The sequence below is a fragment of the Bradyrhizobium sp. B097 genome (assembly GCF_038957035.1).
GTDB lineage: Bacteria > Pseudomonadota > Alphaproteobacteria > Rhizobiales > Xanthobacteraceae > Bradyrhizobium.
In genome coordinates, this window is record NZ_CP152412.1 from 7,013,306 (window position 1) to 7,032,950 (window position 19,645).

Below are 19,645 nucleotides of genomic sequence, written 5' to 3' on the forward strand. Positions count from 1 at the left end.
CGCGGCGTATGGCCCTCGTCAAAGACGTTTGGGATTGCTGCGATAGATTGCCGCTCATGTTGGAGGAGGACGGGGCGGCGAGTGATCGAAGCCTGGAGGTTATGACATATTTTGCGGGCAATTGAGCGAGAGCTTAGGCGTTGAGCAGTTTGCGGGTCTGCTCGGCCATTGTGACGAGGGCGGCCTTTGGCTGCGTCCGGTGCACAAGCACCTGCCTCATTACCTCGGTCATCATGTCAGTGATCTTGACCGCGTTGTCGCTCGAGAACGAGATCTGGTCTGTCGTGATTACCAGCTGTTCAAGGATCGCTCGGTGATAGGGATTGATGGCGAGGTATTGGTTCAGGAACGTCGGATCCTTAAGCGCAATCAGGTTGACGGGCATATAGCCAGTCTGCCGGGCAAGGATCATCTGGCCTTCCGGCCCGGCGGCGAAGCGCAAGAATGCCCAGAGCCCCTTTTGCCGCTCCCAGTCCTTGGTAAACATCATGAAGCCATGGGCAGCGCCGACGAGCCGGCCGCCGGCGGCGGAAACTGGCAACTTGCCGACCTTCAGGTCGAAGCGGCCGTTGGCTGCCTTGGCGACCGATGTGATACCGCTTGCCGAGCGAACAAGGATGCCGCAGGTGCCGGCGTTGAACGCTTGGCGCGCCTGCTCGCGGGTCATGTTAACGGTGCTTGCCTCTCCGAAGCGCCACACGACGTCCAACGCCTTTACGCCTTCCTCCGTATCAAAGGCTATCTCGCTCAAATCGGACTTCATCATTCGTCCGCCAAACGTGGCGATGAGGTTCTGAAACATCCAGGCGTTGGAGGCATCGTACTCGACGAAGCCACCATTAATTGTTCGGTCGAGGGCTGCGACCTTCACGCCGAGTGCGATGATCTCCTCCCAGGTCGAAGGCGGGGTGAGCGAGGCGTACCCAACCCGGTTCAGGAGATCCATGTTGTAGTAAATGACCGGAACCGTCGTGCCAAATGGCATGGCGTGGACACCTCCGGCGGCCGATACGGCCTCCATGAGCGCGCTTGACAGGCCGAGCTCAGTGAAAGCAGCACTCCCGCCAGCGACGGGATCAAGGGGCTGGGCGTAGCCACGCCGTGCGAGCAACGGCGCGTAAGTCAATGACTGCCATGTGCCATCGGGAAGATCGTTGATTAAACCGTCGCGCAACGTGGTCTGGAGTAAGGGATCCCAGTTTTCGCCTTTGGCAATGAACTCTATAGCGATCTCGGGATTGGCCGCGGTGAACCGGGTAGCAAGTTCACCCAACATCTTCTGATAGGTGCCAATTGGGGTGCTGATCTTCAATGTCAGCTTGGAGGCGGCAGCGCGCGACGAGCGCAAAGCCCCCAGGCCCATTGCCGCCGTGCCGGCGAGAAGAATATCTCTGCGTGTCAGTGGCATACGTATCTCCCAGCGCTACTTCACCGCTCCCCCGGTCATCCCTTCAACAAACCATTTCTGTGCGGCAAGAAAGGCGATGACGAGGGGCAACACAACGAGGGTCGACGCGGCCATGAGGGGGCCATAGTCGTTGCCAGCCTCTTCGTTCTTGAATGCCATGATGCCGAGCGGGGGCGGCATGAGGGACTGGTCGCGCACCGCTATGAGCGGCCAGAACAGATCGTTCCAATGGCTGACCACAGAGAAGATTGAGAAGGCGATGACGGCCGGCAGTGCCATCGGCATCATGATCCCCCAGACGATGGCAAGTTCAGAAACACCGTCGAGCCGCGCCGCATGCATGACGTCATCTGGAATGGTCTTGAAGAACTGCCGAAACAGAAAGATACCAAAGGGCGAGACCACGTAGGGGAAGATGAGCGCCGCGTAGGTATTGAGGATGCCGAGCTGATGACCAAGAGCAAAGAGCGGTAGCGAGAGCACTTGGTGCGGCAGGAGCAGTCCTACCAACACCATGCCGAAGAGAAGGTCGCGCCCAGGAAAGCGAAGTTTGGCGAACGCATAGGCACAGGGGGCACAGACGAGGATCTGAGACACCAAAATCATTGCGCAGACGATGAGACCATTGCCCATATAGCGCAGCAGCGATGCTTCGGTCAGCGCTTTGGTATAGTTTTCGACGGCATACAATTGTGCGGGCCAGAACGAGAAGGACGCGCGAAAGATCTCCTCCGGCGGCTTGATCGACAGCGAAACCATCCACACGAAGGGGAGGAGAATGAGCGTTCCGGTTGTGAGCAGCACCGCGTGTCGAAGGACAGCTGCGGACGGCGACAAGCGGTTTGCCGAGTTAGTGGCGTTCATTGGTAGTGCACCTTGGTGTCCATGAAGCGGACCTGAACGAGGGTAAGCGTCACCACGATGGCGAGAAACACGACCGCGATGGCAGCGCCGTATCCAGTACGCAAGTACTCGAAGCTCTCGCGATAGAGCGTGTAGAGCAGGAGTTCGGAGGCGTGACCGGGCCCGCCTTGGGTTAGCACCTTGACGCTGTCAAAGGACTCGAATGCGCGCAGCGCCACGACGACGACAACGAACATGGTGACCGGCCCAAGCATCGGCAGGGTGACGGCGCGCAACCGATCAATCCAAAGGTCGGCACCGTCGACATCAGCGGCATTGTAGAGCTCCTGCGGGATGCTCTTGAGACCGGCAAGAAACAATACCATTGCGTAGCCGAGGTTCTGCCAGATCCCGATCACGGCAAGTATTGGGAGAGCCATATTCTCATCGCGCAGCCAATTGGCGGTCGGCAATCCGACCGCGGCAAGCGCCTGGTTGACGAGACCAATTGTCGGATGCAACAGCGCTTCCCAAGCGAGCGCCATGGCGGTGAGCGTCGCCATGAAGGGCAAGAAGTGGATAGCGCGATAGAAGCCGCGGCAGGATCGTCCACTTTCGATGACAAGTGCTATCAAAAGACCTGACATGACGGTTCCGGGCACGACGATCAAGGCGTAGACGACGGTGTTGACGAGCGAGGCCCTAAAACCCGTGTCCGCGAAGACCTCACGGAAGTTCGCCATGCCGACGAAAGAAAGAGAGGTCGCACCGAACCGCCAGTTGGTGAGCGCGATGACGAAGACCGCAGCAACCGGCAGGAAGAACAATACAAGCAGCAAGAATGCGGCGGGTCCGACCAGCGTCAAGCCCGCCAACGTTTCTGCATGGGCTCGCCTGCGAGCCAGCGGGACGGCTAAGATCGGAACTTCGCCCGCCATGGATCGCTTGTCTGAGACGCCGGAAAGAGCAAGAGGCTCACTCATCCCGCGACCTCCTGGAACGGGGAGCCGGATCTCCGGACAGCTTCCCCCTCCCGCCGTAAGCGTCGCCCGTCCCGCGTAAACAGAAGAATACGGTCCGCTCTCACGCCGACATGCAAGGTCTGGCCGGGCGCAATCTGCGGCGCCCGTTCGGCGCGCAGCCTTGCGATCAACGGCTGGTCGATGCCGGCCAGATCGAGATGAACGAAGAGATCTGATCCCATATGCTCGATCATTCGCACGGAACCTGTCAGCGCGCTCTGCCCGCCGCGGTCGGCGAGATAAAAAGTCTCCGGACGAATGCCGAGCGAGAGTGGCGTGCCTGTGAGTGCATCGGCTTCGATCGTGAGCGTCGACCCGGCCACGTCGATCAGACCGCGTTCGCGCACCACGCCATCAAGCAGGTTGATCTTGGGCGAGCCGATGAATTCGGCGACGCGCCGATTGTCGGGATCGGCATAGATGTCTTGCGGCGGAGCAACCTGCAACAACTCCCCGTCGAGCATCACCGCCACCCGGTCCGAAAGGGTCATCGCTTCGGCCTGGTCATGCGTGACATAGACGAAGGTGACCCCGAGCCGCCGGTGCAGTTCCTTGATCTCGGCACGCATCTGAGCCCGCAGCTTGGCGTCGAGGTTGGATAGCGGCTCGTCCATCAGGAAGACAGCCGGATGGCGCACCATCGCCCGACCAACTGCGACACGCTGGCGCTGGCCGCCCGAGAGCTGACCCGGTTTGCGCGACAACAGGTGGCCGATGCCGAGGGACTTGGCGGTGCGGCAGACTTCCGCGTCGATGTCCGCTGTGATCTGCGCCGTTCCTGACAGCAGATGGCCTAGAACGGGAAGCCTCTGTAAGGCAGAGAGCCGGCGCATCCGCAGCGGCAGTGCCATGTTCGAGGCGACGCTCATGTGGGGATAGAGTGCATAGGACTGGAACACCATCGCGATATCCCGCCGCTTTGGCCGCAGTCCATCCACCACGCGCTCGCCGATCGAGACCGAGCCGGCGTCCTGCACCTCAAGTCCAGCCAGGATGCGGAGCAGCGTCGATTTCCCACAGCCCGACGGCCCCAACAGCGTCAGGAACTCACCATCGGCTATCGACAGTGAGACGCTACGCAAGACAGGCGTCTGGCCGTAGTCCTTATTGATGCCTTCGATCGTAACCGATGCCACCGGGTTACTACCTCAACTGTCATGAAACTCTTGCGCAAGCGCGACGAGGAGATCGTCTATCCCCTTGAAAGCTAGGCTGAGCTTCAAGACCCATCGTGCTACAGCTGGATGACGCTGATCGAATAATTCGATGGAATACCCTGTAATATGCGATGGCCACGGGTGCTTCGGAGCCTTAAAATGCGTTCAAGGCCCTCAGCAACTTCGTCGAGATCGCCTGACAGGGCACTTGTCACACGCAGCAACGAGTCTCGGCGCCGCTCTCTTGTGGAGCGCAACGCAATTTTGTCGCTAGAATCCGAAAGCGCTTCGTTTCGCTTTCGGCTGATCGTTCGATCTGGCCCTCAGGGCATTCGCACGTGTCGGCGCCGCACAGCACACAGAACAGCGAACCCCTTGCTCGTCTTTCCGCCGGATGACGCCCAGCTCCGAGAAGCGCAATTCTCCGGCGACGCGACGCAACCATCGCAACTTGCGATCATTTCATTCAACAAACGCGATTGTCCGTTTGTTCGCGACTTTGCCAGCGACTAGAAGCCGCCAACAATTTTGCGTCACACTTCAGGTGCTCCCTTTGTCTCTCGTTGCAGAACGGCTCAAGCTTGTCCGCCCCTCTGAAACCAAGGCCATGACCGCGCGCGCGGCCGAGCTGCGCGACCGGGGTTTCGATGTGATCACGCTCAGTCAGGGCGAGCCGGATTTCGAAACACCGACCGCGGTCCGCGACGCCGGTATCCAGGCAATCCGCGACGGGAAGACGAAATACACACCGGTCGCCGGCATCAAGCCGCTGCGCGAGGCGATCCGAAAGAGCCTGGATCGCGACCACGAGCTCGCTTACGGGATCGACCAGATCACGGTTGGTTGTGGTGCCAAGCAGGTCATCTTCAACGCCCTTTTCGCCAGCCTCGACGCAGGCGACGAGGTGGTGATCCCGACGCCGTGCTGGGTTTCATATCCCGATATGGTGACGCTTGCCGGTGGCAAGCCGGTCCTCATCGCCTGCGATGAATTCCATGAATTCAAGCTGCGTCCCGAGGCATTGGAAGCAGCGATCACGCCTCGTACCAAATGGCTGATGCTGAACTCGCCCTGCAATCCGACCGAGCACTTTACAGCCGAAGCGAGCTGCTGGGGCTCGCGGCGGTGCTGCGCCGCCATGCCCATGTCCACGTGCTGTCCGACGACATCTATGAAAAACTCACCTACAACGTCGACTTCGCCACAATGGCTGCGGTGGCACCAGACCTCTACGACCGCACACTGACGGTCAACGGTGTATCCAAGGCCGACGCAATGACCGGCTGGCGCGTCGGCTATGGCGCAGGGCCTCTGCCGCTGATCAAGTCCATGAACCTGATCCAGGGCCAGACCTCTTCACACACCAGTTCGATCTCGCAATATGCCGCGATCGAGGCGCTGTCCGGCGGACGGAAGCATATCGATGAATTTGCGAGCGCCTTCCTGCACCGTCGCGATCTTGTCGTTGCCAAGCTCAACCAGGCCCAGGGGCTTTGCTGCCGGGTGCCGGACGGCGCCTTCTACGTTTTCCCTTCCTGCGCGGGCGTTATCGGCAAGCGCACACCGAATCGCAAGGTGATCGAAACCGACACCGATTTCGCGATGTATTTGCTCGATGCTTTTGCCGTGGCCGTCGTACCCGGCAGCGGCTTCATGGCCTCGCCGTACATCCGTATTTCCTACGCTTCGTCGCTCGCGGACCTCACGCGGGCTTGCGACCGCATCATCGCCGCCTGCGCCACGTTGTCCTGAAGGATCTCCCGGTGTCCCCTGCCAAACGCCTGCGCGCCCGCATGGCCGAGACTGGCCTCGTCCACGTCATGGCCGCCCATAGCCCACTTTCCGCGATCCTTGCTGAAAAAGCCGGATTCGATGGCCTGTGGGCTTCCGGCTTCGAGCTGTCGGCGCTTTACGGCGTTCCGGACATGAGCCTGATCTCGATGACACAGCATCTCGACATGCTGCGGGCGATCGCTGGATGTACGAGGCTGCCAATTGTCGCCGACATCGATACGGGCTATGGCAATGCGATCAACGTGATCCACGCCATCGGCGAATACGAACGTGCCGGCGCCAGCGCCGTCGTCATCGAGGACAAGACCTTTCCGAAGGTGACGAGCCTTGCTGCCGGCGGGCGCCAGGAGCTCCTTCACATTGAGGAGTTCCAGGGCAAGATCGAGCCCGCCGTTGCGACAAGACGGGATCCGGATTTCCTCGTCATTGCCCGCACCGAAGCCCTGATCGCAGGACTTGGCGAGGCGGAGGCTCTGCGTCGAGCGCAAGCCTATGTAGAGGCCGGCGCGGACATGATCCTGATCCATTCGAAAAAGAAGGATCCTTGCGAGATCGAAAGCTTTTCGCGCACCTGGAGCGCGCCGGTGCCCTTGGTCATTGTACCGAACGCCTACCCGGATCTCGACGCCGAGCGCGTCAAGGCGCTGCGCAACATCCGCATGATGATCTACGGCAATTACGGCATTCGCGCTTCTGCCACTGCCATGCAGGAGACCTTCCGCCGAATCATTGCCGACGGCGGTGTCCACCACGTCCACAAGGACATTCTACCGGTCGAGGAAATCTTCAGACTTCAAAGGATGGATGAGGTCAAAGCAGCCGAAGCTCGCTTCCTTCGCTGAAACACTACTTTTAGTGCCTTTCGTAACCAATAAAATGTTGAAATGACACGGGGCGCTCAAGATCACAGCTCAGGCGCTATCCTGAGGCTGTTGGGATAAACGGCTGTGTCCATTAGAAAGTCGCGTGCCGCCGACTGAGATAACAGTGATCGCGCCGACCAAACTCACAAGGCGCTCAAAGAGCTCCTCTGAAAACAGCCGGCGACGGCAATCGCCGTCGCGCGCCCAACCGTACGAAACGTACGAATCAAGCCGACTTTGCACGCGAAACAACATCGATAAGCAGCAATCCGGCTGTACGCATCGAATAATGTGATTAAGCATCCATTTGTGGAAATGGCGGCAATAGTGGATTTTCAAATGCGACCGGAGCAGAAGATGGCCACCGAACAGGATGATGTGCCGCTCAATGCGATCCGGGCATTTGTGACCATTGCGCGAGAAGGAAGCGTAACGCGTGCAGCCAGCGCATTGGGAATAACACAGAGTTCGGTCAGTCGTTACCTGGCTGTGCTCCAGGACTATTTCGGTACAGACCTCGTGGAACGGCGGGGTCGGCGGAGCGAATTGACACAATTCGGAAGACTTTTCGCCAACACCGTTGCCGAGCCGCTTGATACGGTGTGCTTCACCGCCAAGAGAATGCGACGCCGAAACCGATCGGACGCTAACCGGATTGTGGTCCGCACGTCGCTTTCCACGTTCGCCTACTCCTTTTTGATCCCGAATCTTCAGGCGTTCTCTGCCGAGATGGATGGCGTGGTCGTGGACGTGATCAGTTCATTGTCTCCGCCAACATCATTCGATAATTTTGATATTTTGATTACGCGCGATCTTTCCATCATTGAACCGGCTGACGATTGGGTAATCTACAATGAGGATCTCGTATGCGTGGGCTCTCCACATCACGTGGCGGGAAGAACGCTCTCAATCGTTCGTTCAATGCCAATTCTGAACATCACATCCCGGCCCGACATACTGCCCACATGGCTGAGGGCGATGAACCTGACCGCAAAAGACATAAAATCGGGGGCGCGATACGACCACAACTATCTTGCTTTACCGGCCGCCATAACGGGAAAATGCCTGCTGGTCGCGCCTCAAATCATTGTCGCCGATCTCGTGCGCGGGGGCGCGCTGCATGTGATACCGGGATCGCGCGCGCCCAGTGGCATGCAGTATCGAGCCTATGCGGTCGACCGCAGTGACAACCCCGAAATCGCTCGTGCCTTCTGCCGATGGATCGCTCGGCTCTGCAAAAAGGCCGCGATCCCGGAAGCCGCCTAACATCGCATCAGGCGATACCACAAATTAGATGAATAGACGCAGACACCGCAGCTCAACGTGGCCGAAACTGATCGTTCAAGCGGCGAGACGAATGGTCAAAACCAGCCTGCCCCGTTACATTCGTCTAGCCGTTCCGCGGTCGCGAAAACCGAACCGAAGTAATGCCCAAAGGTAGCCGCGCGCAATGATGACATCACTAGCTTACCTGCGAGGCGTCATTTTCCGGGACCGCGGTTGCAACTAACCGATCAGCCAAGAGCTTACGACACATCATACTTGTCTTTGCGCTTGTGACGGAGCAATGCGCGATAACCGCCCCGGATAAGACGTAACCCCAGCTTGACCAGACGAATGATCCGGCTGCGGAGATCGCTTGTTTTCCAGCCTCGATCGGGAATGCGAAGCGCGCCGAACAGGCCTTGCGCGATTTTGCGATAGCTGTTTCCTTCCAGCCATCCATCTGCGGCACGCAGAGCAAGGATGAGCCGATGCCGGGTCTGGATCGGCAGAGCACGTGGGGACGGCCCGAGGGGGCGCTGTTCGAGCGCTCGCCAAAAGCGCTGTGCCGCTCGCAAACGAACGTCGAAATCGCGGTCGAGCGGCAGATCGACGGCAATCACTGAGCGGCTCGATGGCAATTCTCTCAGCCAAAGGCGATGCTTCGCTCCTCCGAGCGGCACGACGGCATGCCATCCATCTGGCGCCCGACGAAGCTCGCTGCCCGTTAGCTTAGCGAGATCCAGGTCGTACCGTTTGGACGACCTCAAACCGATAGCAGGGTGGATGGGCAGCACGGTCGACAGCGCCTCGGGCGCCCAGAAAATGGCTTGTTTGTCGAACGGCGTTTGCGGATCCGCGGCGAAACGAAAGCCCCCACTTCCGTCGGAAGTCATCCGACATCGCGCCGGATCGTTCGCTGCTGGCCAGGACCTCATAGTCTCTTTCATACTCAACGTCGCGACGTAGACATTCCCAGGCTATGTCCTCCGTTTCTGCCGTCTTGGCAGCAGGATATGCTTGCTTTGATCTCCAGTCAGCAACCGCCATCGTATTTTCTTCCCCGCACGTTCACGCAAGGAAATTGCAGCCCCACGATTGTGACGATTTCTGGTTGCACCAATGCATTTGTTCGATGTTGATGCGCTCAATCGATGGAACAATCTACTTTTGCGATGAGAGCTGGATAGAAATTCACGTCCGCTTCAAGTGCATCCATCATCATTCTTCGGCCAACCGCGTCGCAGGAGGTGACGATAGCCGTGACGCGCCATCCATTTGGCGCGAGCCAGATGAGTGTCGAAAGCACGGCGCGCGCGATCCGGCTCGAGGGCCGGATCAACACCGAGCACAATGCGCGCGACTTCGCGCCAATCTGCATTGTCCGCCTGTGCATCGAGAAGACGCATGTAAGTAACGACGTGCTGTTCATCGTATGGCGTAAGCTCAGGCGCGCTGGGCGCCACATCTGCGATCTTCGGATCGGCCGACACTGCCTGGAACTCCTAGCAAACCGAAAAACCTCTATCCAAATCGAAACGAAGGTAACCGTATTCATGGCACCTTGGTACCGTCCAATTGTCGCGGTCCGCAGGAATCCCGCCGAAATCGATTGGAGCCCACCACCGGAAACTTTGGCATCCTTGGTTCCGTCGATCGTTTTCCATTCCACTCGCCCCGATTTTGGTCAATTGGATTTGATTGCAGTCCATGTCGCTCGCAGCACGATCAGCAGATTTGCCATCCAGCTCGTGTGTGCTCGCTTCTTGCCTACGAGACAGAATCGAGGTGTGCGATTTGTGCGACACGTTGCGTGCTCGCTACCGGATGGCTTTGTCGCTCGGTCCGGCCGGCTGGTAAGAACTTCGTTCTCAATTTCGAACCCCAAGTGTCTCAAGTTTGCTATTTGGCCGCGCGGCCAAGAAACACGGTAATCCTAGTTGGCTGTCCGTTTTGCGCCCGCCATTGGCTAACGAACGCCTCGCGAGCACGTTCTGCCAGCGATCTGGGTTGGCATGCAGTACGATCCGAGCAACTTCTTTCCAGTCGGCGTCAGCGGCTTCGGCATCAAGAAGTTGCCAGCAGATGACAAGGTCTGCTCGTCACGGGCAGTAAGCACTGAACTATCCGGAGCAGGATCGGTGAGGATTGAGTGACGGGATCCGGTTGATCTTAAGCATGCGCAGCAGATTGACGCAGTTTCCGTTCACAACGGACGCGAGACGACATTTTGTTAAGTATATCGAGGTGCAGTATATCGAGCAAGCGGCATTCTTTCCCGCATGGACTTGCGGGAGACATTCGCCACCAATTTGCGCCGTTTGCGCAATGCGAGGGGATGGTCGCAAGACGAGCTTGCCTTCGAGGCAAAGATAAGCCGGGGCTATTTGAGTCAGCTTGAAAAGGGCGAGTATTACGTCAGCATTAAAGTCATAGGTCGCCTTGCCGACAAGCTCGACGTTGAGCCTGCTGAGTTCCTGAAACGGCCTGCAAAGAGAAGTCGCTAGGTAGGCACAGCTCAATGCACGTCTTACTCTCAGTTCATTTTTTTCTGATCTCTTCAGAAGCCGTTAAAGCTTCATCTAGGTGATTTCCCAGATGATCCTCCGCATGCGCAGCAGATTGACGTTTCGGTTCATAAGGCGCATGACACGACGTTTTGTAAGGTATATCGAGGTGCAATATACTGACCAAACGGCCTCCTTTCCCGCATGGACTTGCGGGAGACATTCGCCACTAATTTGCGCCGTCTGCGCAATGCGAGGAGATGGTCCCAAGACGAACTTGCCTTCGAGGCCGAGATCAGCAGGAGCTATTTGAGCAAGCTTGAAAAGGGCGCGTACTTCGTCAGCATCAAAATCATAGGTCGCATTGCCGACAAGCTGGACGTTGAGTCTGCTGAGTGCCTGAAATGGCCCGCAAAGAGACCGCCAGGTAGGCACATCCCAATACGCGTCTTACTCTCAATCCATTTCTTCTCATCTCTTCGACAACCCTTGAATGCCGGTCTAGGTGGTTTCCGGCGGCCGGTTAGGGGCTTTCGCGCCGCTAACGTGGATTCGAGATGGGCGGACGAACGTGCGCGTCGATGTGATCGTTGGAATGATCCCGACGATCTGCGTGGCGACATCGGCAACAGAAGCTCGGGACGGCGCGACACTAGCAACTGCTGGGTCGTCATTTCATAGGGATCGAGTTGGTTTGAAGCAGGTGCAAAAGGAGCAAAGATCAAGGCGGCGAGCCAGCAAGGATCAGACATCTGAGAAACTGCGTACTATAGACAAGGCCACGGGGCATGCTTCTTCCGTGCCGTTTCTGTTATGTCTCGAGCGGCTCGGTCTCTGCGACATGTTCGCGAGGCCTGATAATCGCAAAATGAAGCCGCCCACCGGACAGGCGAGGCTCTTTGCTCACTCGCCGTTCTTGTGCGGCAGCAACCAGGCAGGATGTGACCTTCGCTCCTTGAACAGATGCGTAGGTCAGCGGGTTGAAGGAAGGATCGTCGAGCTCGAGCGTAAGCGTAGCTTTGCGGCCCTTTCGATTAGAGCCTGTCCTCAATTGAGCCAGATGATAGCAGCGGCGAGGTGGATTGCGGCGAGGAAATTTCTGGCGGTTTTGTCGTAACGGGTGGCGATGGCGCGGTATTCCTTGAGCTTGCAGAAGAAGTTCTCGATGAGATGACGTGCCTTGGAGGCGGTCTCTGTCGAAATCGCGTTGGACCTTGCGGTTGCTCTTGGGCGGGATCACGAACGACTTTCCGCGTGCCCGCAACGGCTCGATCACCCGCTCGTCCGCATCGAAGGCCTTGTCTGCCAGCAAGACCTCGGCCGCCATATCCGGCAGCAGCGCGTCGGCGCCTTCCAGATCATGGGCTTGGCCCGGCGTCAGGATGAAGTCCAGCGGATTGCCCAACGCATCGACAAGCGCATGAATCTTGGTGCTCAGCCCGCCTTTGCTGCGCCCAATCGCCTGGTCCGCGCCGTCTTTTTTTGTGCGCCGGCACTGTGCTGATGCGCCCGCACGATCGTGCTGTCGATCATGGCGTACTCATTGTCCGCATCGCTCGCCAGCATCTCAAACAGCATCTTCCACACCCCGCTCTTGGCCCAGCGCGAGAAACGCGTATGGATCTTGATCGGGTCGCCAAAGCGTTCGGGCAAGTCCCGCCAGGGGATGCCGGCCCGATAACGATAGATCACCGCTTCCACAAACAGCCGATTGTCCCTGGCCGTTACCCCCACATGCCCCTCACGTCCGGGCAAAATATCCTTGATCCTGTCCCATTGATCGTCCCGAAGGGCGTAGCGGCGCACCTGTCAGCTGCGAATCAGCTGACCGCCCATGAATCACGCGATATTCTGCTTGGGAATCCTCAATTGAGGACAGGCCCCTAGGCTCAGACATAGAAGCTCACATCGGTTCACAAACTCAACAGCCGATAGCCGATCGCTCACCCACTCCGCTAGACGGGGTCTCTTTGCCGCTTACGGCCCAAGGCACGGTCAACAAGTACCTCGACCGAACGCGCCGGGGCAGCCTGACCTGGCCGTTGCCGCCGGAGCTCGATGACGATGTCCGGCTCGAGAACCGCCTGTTTCCGCCACCGTCCGATTTGCCTAGCGACGAGCACCGCAGCCGGATTGGGCGCTCGTGGATCGCGAGCTGCGGGCGGAGGAACTTCACGCTGATGCTGTTGTGGGAGGAGTATTGCGACTCCCACTCCGACAGTTTCAGCTATTCGTGGTTCTGCGAACGCTGCAGGGAAAGGGCCAGCCGCCTGAAGCCGCCCCGTCAGGTCCATGTCGCCGGCGAGAAGCTCTTCGTCGACTATTCCGGGCCACACCATGGAGGTGGTTGACGGGCTCACCGGCGAGGTGCGGAGCGCGCAGAACTTCGTTGCTGTGCTCGGCGCCTCGAACCACACCGACGGATCGGCCAATCGGAACGGACATTCCAGTTAACGTGGAAATGTCCCGCCTGCCGCCCCGCGCCGCCATGCTCCCACAGGTCGCACGGTCTTTCTTGGCTCGCCGTCGCAGTGCTATATCCGGCTGTCCAGCGCGGTTGGCGAAGGCATCGAGGCAGCACTGCCGGAAATGACCGCGGGCATTACTTGTGCCGATATCTAGCGCACCTGGCAAACGGCGACTGCCCGACACGCTTTCATAAGAAAGCCAGGCTTGGTCACTCAATAAGAAGCGGTTTCCCGCCGACTTAAGGCGAGCGCACAGCTAGTTTTCGTTACGGCGGTCTAGTCATGGCGCACCCGTGTAGAACTTGTCCCCAGCGCATCCCTAATCGTGCGATAAGAATGCACCATCAAAGCTTGGGATTAAACACTTAGTTCTAGGTGGTACAGAGTTCGCTCGCGCCTGCAAAAACCGAGTGATGGACTCTACCAGTTCTTGGAGGAGATAACGGTGCTCAGGTCAGTTAGAAACTCCATGAGTGAGCAGATCCTCCGGTCAAGCCCGAGGGTTTGCATTTTAGAGAACCGCTGCACATTTTTTCGGATCGTGCACTAAAGACTTTGAGCTGGAGGCGTGCCATTGAATAAGAACGCTAAGATCGACGACGACCGGTCGGGGGCGCTGGTAACGAAGGACAGCTCGCCACCCGCATGCCCGATCAAAGGCTGCACCGACACAAGCTGGTACGCGGATGCCCACGACATCGAGTACTATACGTCCGACCGCACCTACTCTTTCCACAAATGCCAGAGGTGCGGTGTCCTGTTCATCGTTCCGATGCTGTGGGATCGTCTCGGAGAGATCTATCCGAAGAATTATTATTCCTACGCTCCGGCCAAAAAGAGCATCGTACCACGTCTCAAGCGATCGCTCGACCGGCCTCTATTGAAACTGCTCGCCTCCATCCCTGGCGATCGGCTTAGCGTCCTAGATATCGGCGGCGGCAGCGGTTGGATGCTCGACCAGATCAAGTCCTGTTCACCGCGGGTGAGCTTCACGCAATGTGTCGATCTGGACGAGGGCGCACAAGCACAGGCGGTCGTGCGCGGACATGCCTATCATCTCGGCCGTATCGAGCAGTTCGAGACCGATCGACGCTTTGATCTGGTCCTGGCGCTCGGTTTGATCGAGCATGTACGCGACCCCGCGCTCGTGTTGCGCCGTATCGAAGGGCTCCTCACCGCTCACGGCCGCGTGCTGATCAACACGCCAAACTTCGACGCGCTTGATGCGCGGCTGTTCCGGCATTGTTCGTGGGCTGGCTATCACACCCCGCGTCATTTCGTACTGTTCAACCGCCAGAGCTTTACGGACTTGGCGGAACAAGGTGGTCTTGGCGTCGTATCGTTCTCATATACGCACGGCGCACCGTACTGGAGCATTTCAGTGCTCGACGCCATGCGCCGATTGGGCCTCATAGAAATCTCGGCGCAACGTCCGGCGTTCTATCATCCGCTGTATCCGCTGTTGCGGGCGAGCTTCGCCGCCTTCGAGCTTGCGCGCGCCCCCTTCGCCCGGCTCTCATATATGGTGTTTACCCTCGGGCGGCGCTGAGCCGCCGGACGCTAACGGCGACCGTAGCACCGCGAAATCGATCCCTCGCAACGCAAGGTAAAGCGGCCCCAGCGACGCCACAAGCCGGATCGTAAAGGTCAGAAATCCGTGCGTGATAGGTCGGGTATTGCGGTAGGGACGACCATTGCTGGTCGCCTCGCACAGATCCGGACTCGCCCAACTAAGGCATCCGGCTCCTTACTTGGCTGCTTGACGAAAGCGTCTGTCGGGCCAGGAATGACGGATGTCGCGCGCCATGGAAAACTGGCCCCTCGGCGTTACGAGGAATTGCCCCTCCCTGGATAGCCGAGGAGAGAGCGAATGAAAGAGGAACGAAATCACGGAAGGCTCATCGTGGAGTGATCCACGGGGGCAGGTGATGAAGACGCCGGATGACGTGGTGGAGATGTTGCGCCTGAAGGCGTGCGGGTGGGGTCTGAAGCGGATTGCGCGCGAGCTGGGCTGCAGCCATCACACGGTGAAGGACTACGTGGCGGCGGGCGGGGTGAAGCCGTTCAAGTCGCCTGAGCGCCCGAAGCGGCTCGATGGCCTTGAAGGCTGGCTGCGCGAGAGGTTGCGGATGTGGTGCGCCAGGACCTGTTGGCCGAGAAAGGCGTGGCAGTCAGCCGGCGAACGCTGCAACGCGCCGCCAGGCGCTGAAGGCCGAGGCGCTGGCGACGACGCGGTTCGAGACGTCGCCTGGCCGACAGCTGCAGATCGACTTCGGGTAACCGGCATGAGCTCCCACGTCTGCGGAGATCAGCGAGCGCGTAGGTAGCGGATCGGCATCCAATATTGGCGCATGGCCTCGACGACCGCTGGAATATCGGCGTAGGCGTTACGCAGAAAGTCGGCGGTCTCGCGGCCACTTCGGGGGGATCCGAGCACCGGCTGCCCCTGATCGTCGCTACAGTGCAACAGAATGGGCAGAAGCAAGCCGTGATTGACATTGCTGGTATCCAGCATCGGCGCCCACGCCGACAGCTTGAGCCGCATCGCGGCATGGAAACCCTGGCACCAGGGACGCGGATCGACGTCGCCATTGGGGTTGCGCAGGTGTATCGGCTCGAACCGATCGGGGGCCGTCGAGAGGGTGTTGCTGATGTCGTTGTGGCGCAGCGCGACGGCGGAGATCGCGGCGAACTCCGGCGTGCCGCCATGGTTGAACGCGTCTGCATCGATCGCGAGCAGCGGGCAGATCCAATCGAGCGGGCTCATCGAGACCGGTCCGGCTACGATCGCGGCGGCATAGCCGTCGAGCATGGGAATGCTGGTGGCGGCAGGATGGCGATCGATGCGAGCCTGGAGCCATCGCTCGAGGTCCGCAAGCGGCATCGCGGCCGACTCCATCGACGATGCTGCTTTATGGCGTCGTGGGCTCATGCCGCTGCCTGCGGTGTGCGTCGGCGCGCCGCCTTCCAGTTCCAGGCGAGCAGCTCGTGCAGCTGATGGCTCTTGGTTCGCCCGGACACGATGCGCTCCAGCACATCGGCCAGGTAGGCCTGCGGGTCGAGCTCATGGAGTTTTGCCGTGTTCACGAGCGACGCCAGGATCGCCCAGCTCTCGGCGCCGCCTTTGCAGCCGCTGAACAATGAGTTGCGTCTTCCCATCGCAATCGGGCGCATGGAACGCTCGACTGTGTTGCTGTCAACCTCGACACGGCCGTCGCGGAGAAACAGCGTCAACCCGTCCCAGTGATTGAGTGCGTAGTTGATGGCCTCCGCCAGCTTCGATTGGGAGAAGAACTGGCCGACCATTGTGGTCAGGCGCGTCCTGAGCGCCTCCATCAAGGGAGCAGACCTGGTGCGGCGGGTGGCCAGCCGCTGCTCGGCACTGCTGCCGCGGATCTCTGCTTCGATGGCATAGACCGCCTGCAGGCGCTCGATCACTTCGCGAGCGAACGGCGACTGGGTCGTCTTATACACCTCGACGAATTTGCGTCGGGCGTGGGCGAGATAAAAGGCGAGCTGGATCGCGTCGCCATGATCGCGGGCGAGCGCTTTGTAGGCCGCATAACCGTCGACCTGTAGAATGCCGGAAAAGCCCGTCAACTGTCTGGCGATCTCCGCCGTGCCGCGGTCGTCGGCGAACACGTAGGCCACTGCCGGCGGCGAGGGGCCGCCCCATGGCCGGCCATCCATCGCATGCGCCCAGAACTGGCAGATGCGCGGGCGATGTCGTCCGGGATCGAGCACCGGCATCGGCGTCTCGTCGCAGAACAGGCCCGGAGCAGCCCGGATCGTGCGCAGCGGGAGCTCATAGAGGCTCCTGAGCCACCAGGCCGCTCGCTTCACCCAGCCTCGCCCGGTCGAGATGGACACCCTGGCCGGCCAGAATTTGCGCCTGTCGGTAAAGCGGCAGATACTAGGCGAACTTCGAGACTACCACGTGGCTCACGAGTGCCGTCGAGGCCATGCCGCTCTCGATTAGGCGAGGCAGCACCTTCGCCTGGATCACACCATCGGTGCAGCGGCGGCAGCCGTACTTGGGACGGACCGTCCGCAACACCCGCAGGATCGCCGGGATGATGCCCGGCACCTCGCTGACGTCCTCGCCGATCTTGTGAAGCTGGACCTGACAACACGGGCATGCGGTCGCTTCCGGCTCCAGAACCTGCTCGCAGCGCGGCAGGTGCTTGGGCAGCGCGCCGATGTTGCGGCGCGCCTTCTTCCGCAGTGGCTTGCCGGGCGGCTTTGCCGCGGCTGCATCGTCGTTGGCAGCTGCAGGCGGCGTGACGCCGGTCTCAAGGTCGCCAAGCTCAAGTGCGAGCTGCTCGGCCACGAGCGCGGCAAGCCGCTCCGAGCGCTTCCCGAAGATCATGTCCTTGAACGTCTGCATTGCTACGCGCAGCTTCTCATTCTCAGCGTCAAGCGCGAGCACCATCTCGGTCAGAGCTGCTGGATCGGCCGGAAGAGCGTCGCGGCGAATCGCCATGATCAGACGATACATCCGTGCGACCCATGCTCCAGCGAAATCCTCACTTCTCTGCCGACAATGGCCGGCTGCCTCACAGGCTTGGGCGACACACGCGTCCACTCAAGGCCATCGAGTAGCATCGCAAGCTGCGTCGCACTGAGATGCACAACGCCGCCGCGGATCGGTGGCCAGGTGAAACGCCCCCGGTGCAACCACTTCGTTAGCAACACCATGCCGCTGCCGTCCCACGCCAGAAGCTTCACTCTGTCCATGCGCTTGCTGCGGAACACGAAGACGTCGCCGCAATATGGGTTCGCGCGCAGTGCTTCGCTCACCAGCGCCGACAGCGTTTGCACCGACTTACGAAAGTCGACCGGCTGGGCCGCCAGCACCACCTTGAGGTCTGACCGTAGCGCAATCACCGGATCCCTCGAAGCGCCGATAGCACCACCGAAAGCGTCGCCAGCTCCACGCCCGGCTCGACGCGGATGCGCGCCCTGTTCACCTCGATCTCGACCACTCCACAGACCTTGGCCGGCGGTGCGGCAATCTCCAAGGGCTTCATCTGTACCGGCGAAATACACTCGGAACCGCCAGCCCTCCCGCCATCGCTCTCGGCGCCAATTTGGATAGGCACGAAGTTCTGGGCTTTGCCGGCCACCGCCGCCGCTACCTGGCGTCGCCACACCGTGAGCAGTCCGCGGGAGACACGGTTGCGCCGCGCCACCTCGGAGATGTTCGTCCCCTCCTCAAAGCTCTCCGCCGCGATCCGGGCCTTCTTCTCGCTCGTCCACCGTCGCCGACGCCGCTCCCCATTGATCACCTCAACGCGGCGATAAGAGTCACCTTCCTGCCTGGCATCAAGCATGGCATTTGCCATCGCTTTACCTCCACCCATCAGCTCATCCCAGGCTGTATCCCAAGCGAACCGCGCCATGACGAGGTGGAGGCCTCATGCCGGTTACGACTTCGGCGAGCGTTTGGTCGAGATCGGCCGGGGCAAGGTCAAAGCATTCGTGTTCATGGCGATGCTGGGGCATTCGCGAGGGCTGCATGTCCATGCGTCACGGGCCGAGAAGCAAGAGCACCGGTTCGCCGGGATCGAGAGCGCATTCACGACCTTCGGCGGCGCGCCGGAGGAAGTGCTGATGGACAATCCACGCGCCCTCGTGGCGCGCCATGACGCGGTGAGCCGGTCGGTGGAGCTTAACGGCAAGCTCATCGCGTTTGCCAAACATTGGGGCTTCCGTCCTCGCGCCTGCGCGCTGTATCGGGCGCGCACGAAGGGCAAGACAGAGAATGGCGTCGGCTACGTGAAGAAGAACGCAATCGCGGGGCATTCCTTCGAAAGCTGGGAGGCATTCGAGGCGGATTTCGCCAAGTGGGAGCGTGAGCTGGCGAACGTTCGTATCTAGGGTACGACCGGCGAGGCTCTGATCCTCCGCTTCGTGCGTGACGAGACGCACCGGTTGAGACCGCTTGGCGGGCAGCCGTCGTTCGGATTGTTGCGCGAACTGACCCGTGTCGTCGGCAACGATTGCGCCGTCGAGAGGCGGACGATGCGCTCATCGCCGATCCTGTGTTTCACGACGCGACCAGCCAATCTTGACCGACCGCGATGTCAGCGTCCAGAATCCAGTTCACTTTGCGCAGTTTAATCGCCGTCGAAAGAGCGTCCAACGCATCATTCGGTCCTCGTCTGGGCCGGAATCCGTAAGAGAATCCGGCGAAGTTTGCGTTGAGCACCAGGACGGTTGCGCCCTGGACGATCCTGTCTTCCAAGGCGGCGATCGCCAGCGGTCACGGCTTTCCATCTGCCCTCGCGATGTAGGTCTGGCAAGACGGTTGCGGCCGA

At 59.9% G+C, this 19,645-nt stretch carries 20 protein-coding genes and 3 pseudogenes; 8 read left to right on the plus strand and 15 right to left on the minus strand.

Annotation, left to right across the window (positions count from 1 at the left end):
* Window positions 1-133 precede the first annotated feature (133 nt).
* From AAFG07_RS32260 to AAFG07_RS32275, 4 genes are read right to left on the minus strand one after another with little or no spacing between them, the layout of a single operon-like run.
* Window positions 134-1,408: an extracellular solute-binding protein gene (locus tag AAFG07_RS32260; RefSeq protein WP_342723755.1), complete on the minus strand. Its 1,275-nt coding sequence runs from the start codon at window positions 1,406-1,408 to the stop codon at window positions 134-136.
* 15 nt (window positions 1,409-1,423) lie between these two features.
* Complete coding sequence (locus AAFG07_RS32265) at window positions 1,424-2,272, minus strand: carbohydrate ABC transporter permease (RefSeq protein WP_342723756.1); 849 nt, start codon at window positions 2,270-2,272, stop codon at window positions 1,424-1,426.
* Entirely contained in the window at window positions 2,269-3,189 is a 921-nt protein-coding gene (locus AAFG07_RS32270; RefSeq protein WP_342729303.1) for a sugar ABC transporter permease, read from the minus strand. Before AAFG07_RS32270 ends, AAFG07_RS32265 begins: the two co-directional genes overlap by 4 nt.
* 41 nt (window positions 3,190-3,230) lie before the next feature.
* Complete coding sequence (locus tag AAFG07_RS32275) at window positions 3,231-4,409, minus strand: ABC transporter ATP-binding protein (RefSeq protein ID WP_342723757.1); 1,179 nt, start codon at window positions 4,407-4,409, stop codon at window positions 3,231-3,233.
* 574 nt (window positions 4,410-4,983) lie between these two features.
* Here AAFG07_RS32275 and AAFG07_RS32280 point away from each other — a divergent pair.
* From AAFG07_RS32280 to AAFG07_RS32290, 3 genes and pseudogenes are all read left to right on the plus strand, one after another.
* Window positions 4,984-6,182, plus strand: a pseudogene (locus tag AAFG07_RS32280) (pyridoxal phosphate-dependent aminotransferase).
* 68 nt (window positions 6,183-6,250) lie between these two features.
* Window positions 6,251-7,066 (plus strand): isocitrate lyase/phosphoenolpyruvate mutase family protein, encoded by an 816-nt coding sequence (locus tag AAFG07_RS32285; protein WP_342729304.1) that lies wholly within the window; start codon window positions 6,251-6,253, stop codon window positions 7,064-7,066.
* A 378-nt stretch (window positions 7,067-7,444) separates the two neighbouring features.
* Complete coding sequence (locus AAFG07_RS32290) at window positions 7,445-8,353, plus strand: LysR family transcriptional regulator (protein ID WP_342723758.1); 909 nt, start codon at window positions 7,445-7,447, stop codon at window positions 8,351-8,353.
* Window positions 8,354-8,613: 260 nt separating this feature from the next.
* Here the strand turns inward: AAFG07_RS32290 and AAFG07_RS32295 are convergent, their stop codons facing one another.
* The 3 genes from AAFG07_RS32295 to AAFG07_RS32305 form a co-directional block, all read right to left on the minus strand.
* Window positions 8,614-9,147, minus strand: a complete 534-nt coding sequence (locus tag AAFG07_RS32295; RefSeq protein ID WP_342723759.1) for a DUF2285 domain-containing protein — start codon at window positions 9,145-9,147, stop codon at window positions 8,614-8,616.
* Window positions 9,083-9,400, minus strand: coding sequence for a DUF6499 domain-containing protein (locus AAFG07_RS32300; RefSeq protein WP_342723760.1), 318 nt, complete (start codon window positions 9,398-9,400; stop codon window positions 9,083-9,085). Before AAFG07_RS32300 ends, AAFG07_RS32295 begins: the two co-directional genes overlap by 65 nt.
* 155 nt (window positions 9,401-9,555) lie before the next feature.
* Complete coding sequence (locus AAFG07_RS32305) at window positions 9,556-9,843, minus strand: DUF2285 domain-containing protein (protein ID WP_342723761.1); 288 nt, start codon at window positions 9,841-9,843, stop codon at window positions 9,556-9,558.
* A 789-nt stretch (window positions 9,844-10,632) separates the two neighbouring features.
* On the opposite strand from AAFG07_RS32305, the gene AAFG07_RS32310 reads away from it, so the two are divergent.
* On the plus strand, window positions 10,633-10,857 hold the full coding sequence (locus AAFG07_RS32310; protein ID WP_342723762.1) for a helix-turn-helix transcriptional regulator: 225 nt from the start codon (window positions 10,633-10,635) through the stop codon (window positions 10,855-10,857).
* A 204-nt stretch (window positions 10,858-11,061) separates the two neighbouring features.
* Window positions 11,062-11,538 carry a helix-turn-helix transcriptional regulator gene (locus tag AAFG07_RS32315; RefSeq protein WP_342723763.1) on the plus strand — a complete coding sequence of 159 codons (477 nt, stop codon included), beginning with the start codon at window positions 11,062-11,064 and terminating at the stop codon, window positions 11,536-11,538.
* A gap of 366 nt (window positions 11,539-11,904) precedes the next feature.
* On the opposite strand, the gene AAFG07_RS32320 is transcribed toward AAFG07_RS32315, so the two are convergent.
* The 3 genes and pseudogenes from AAFG07_RS32320 to AAFG07_RS32330 all read right to left on the minus strand — a co-directional run bounded on the left by AAFG07_RS32320 (window position 11,905) and on the right by AAFG07_RS32330 (window position 12,663).
* Window positions 11,905-12,060 carry a transposase gene (locus AAFG07_RS32320; RefSeq protein WP_342729305.1) on the minus strand — a complete coding sequence of 52 codons (156 nt, stop codon included), beginning with the start codon at window positions 12,058-12,060 and terminating at the stop codon, window positions 11,905-11,907.
* Window positions 12,026-12,262 (minus strand): annotated as a pseudogene (locus AAFG07_RS32325) (transposase); the annotation flags it as partial. The gene AAFG07_RS32320 and the pseudogene AAFG07_RS32325, both read right to left, overlap by 35 nt.
* A 29-nt stretch (window positions 12,263-12,291) precedes the next feature.
* Complete coding sequence (locus AAFG07_RS32330) at window positions 12,292-12,663, minus strand: IS5 family transposase (protein WP_342723764.1); 372 nt, start codon at window positions 12,661-12,663, stop codon at window positions 12,292-12,294.
* A gap of 164 nt (window positions 12,664-12,827) precedes the next feature.
* Between AAFG07_RS32330 and AAFG07_RS32335 the strand changes: the two genes are divergently transcribed.
* Together AAFG07_RS32335 and AAFG07_RS32340 are read left to right on the plus strand one after the other, a co-directional pair.
* On the plus strand, window positions 12,828-13,208 hold the full coding sequence (locus tag AAFG07_RS32335; RefSeq protein ID WP_342723765.1) for a hypothetical protein: 381 nt from the start codon (window positions 12,828-12,830) through the stop codon (window positions 13,206-13,208).
* A gap of 691 nt (window positions 13,209-13,899) precedes the next feature.
* Window positions 13,900-14,874 carry a class I SAM-dependent methyltransferase gene (locus AAFG07_RS32340; RefSeq protein WP_342723766.1) on the plus strand — a complete coding sequence of 325 codons (975 nt, stop codon included), beginning with the start codon at window positions 13,900-13,902 and terminating at the stop codon, window positions 14,872-14,874.
* A 759-nt stretch (window positions 14,875-15,633) separates the two neighbouring features.
* Here AAFG07_RS32340 and AAFG07_RS32345 read toward each other — a convergent pair.
* From AAFG07_RS32345 to AAFG07_RS32360, 4 genes and pseudogenes are all read right to left on the minus strand, one after another.
* Window positions 15,634-16,209, minus strand: a complete 576-nt coding sequence (locus AAFG07_RS32345; protein ID WP_342723767.1) for a UPF0149 family protein — start codon at window positions 16,207-16,209, stop codon at window positions 15,634-15,636.
* Between the two features lie 44 nt (window positions 16,210-16,253).
* Window positions 16,254-17,808: pseudogene (locus AAFG07_RS32350) on the minus strand (IS66 family transposase).
* Between the two features lie 2 nt (window positions 17,809-17,810).
* The gene (tnpB, locus tag AAFG07_RS32355) at window positions 17,811-18,212 is read right to left on the minus strand and encodes an IS66 family insertion sequence element accessory protein TnpB (protein ID WP_342723768.1); all 402 of its coding nucleotides are present in this window, start codon (window positions 18,210-18,212) and stop codon (window positions 17,811-17,813) included.
* Window positions 18,209-18,670, minus strand: coding sequence for a transposase (locus AAFG07_RS32360; RefSeq protein WP_342723769.1), 462 nt, complete (start codon window positions 18,668-18,670; stop codon window positions 18,209-18,211). The genes tnpB and AAFG07_RS32360 overlap by 4 nt, the downstream gene beginning before the upstream one ends.
* On the opposite strand from AAFG07_RS32360, the gene AAFG07_RS32365 reads away from it, so the two are divergent.
* Window positions 18,657-19,205: a hypothetical protein gene (locus tag AAFG07_RS32365; RefSeq protein ID WP_342723770.1), complete on the plus strand. Its 549-nt coding sequence runs from the start codon at window positions 18,657-18,659 to the stop codon at window positions 19,203-19,205. The two genes, AAFG07_RS32360 and AAFG07_RS32365, sit on opposite strands and share 14 nt — an antisense overlap.
* Before the next feature lie 169 nt (window positions 19,206-19,374).
* Here the strand turns inward: AAFG07_RS32365 and AAFG07_RS32370 are convergent, their stop codons facing one another.
* Window positions 19,375-19,572, minus strand: coding sequence for a hypothetical protein (locus AAFG07_RS32370; RefSeq protein WP_342723771.1), 198 nt, complete (start codon window positions 19,570-19,572; stop codon window positions 19,375-19,377).
* Window positions 19,573-19,645: the final 73 nt, after the last annotated feature.

Excerpts from the sequence above, each read along its gene's own strand:
- AAFG07_RS32265 (WP_342723756.1), bottom strand. The coding sequence starts at position 2,272 with ATGAACGCCACTAACTCGGCAAACCGCTTGTCGCCGTCCGCAGCTGTC.
- AAFG07_RS32310 (WP_342723762.1), top strand. The coding sequence starts at position 10,633 with ATGGACTTGCGGGAGACATTCGCCACCAATTTGCGCCGTTTGCGCAAT.
- AAFG07_RS32270 (WP_342729303.1), bottom strand. The coding sequence starts at position 3,189 with ATGGCGGGCGAAGTTCCGATCTTAGCCGTCCCGCTGGCTCGCAGGCGA.
- AAFG07_RS32290 (WP_342723758.1), top strand. The coding sequence starts at position 7,445 with ATGGCCACCGAACAGGATGATGTGCCGCTCAATGCGATCCGGGCATTT.
- AAFG07_RS32360 (WP_342723769.1), bottom strand. The coding sequence starts at position 18,670 with ATGGCAAATGCCATGCTTGATGCCAGGCAGGAAGGTGACTCTTATCGC.
- AAFG07_RS32285 (WP_342729304.1), top strand. The coding sequence starts at position 6,251 with ATGGCCGCCCATAGCCCACTTTCCGCGATCCTTGCTGAAAAAGCCGGA.
- AAFG07_RS32315 (WP_342723763.1), top strand. The coding sequence starts at position 11,062 with ATGGACTTGCGGGAGACATTCGCCACTAATTTGCGCCGTCTGCGCAAT.
- AAFG07_RS32345 (WP_342723767.1), bottom strand. The coding sequence starts at position 16,209 with ATGCCGCTTGCGGACCTCGAGCGATGGCTCCAGGCTCGCATCGATCGC.
- AAFG07_RS32365 (WP_342723770.1), top strand. The coding sequence starts at position 18,657 with ATGGCATTTGCCATCGCTTTACCTCCACCCATCAGCTCATCCCAGGCT.
- AAFG07_RS32300 (WP_342723760.1), bottom strand. The coding sequence starts at position 9,400 with ATGGCGGTTGCTGACTGGAGATCAAAGCAAGCATATCCTGCTGCCAAG.
- AAFG07_RS32260 (WP_342723755.1), bottom strand. The coding sequence starts at position 1,408 with ATGCCACTGACACGCAGAGATATTCTTCTCGCCGGCACGGCGGCAATG.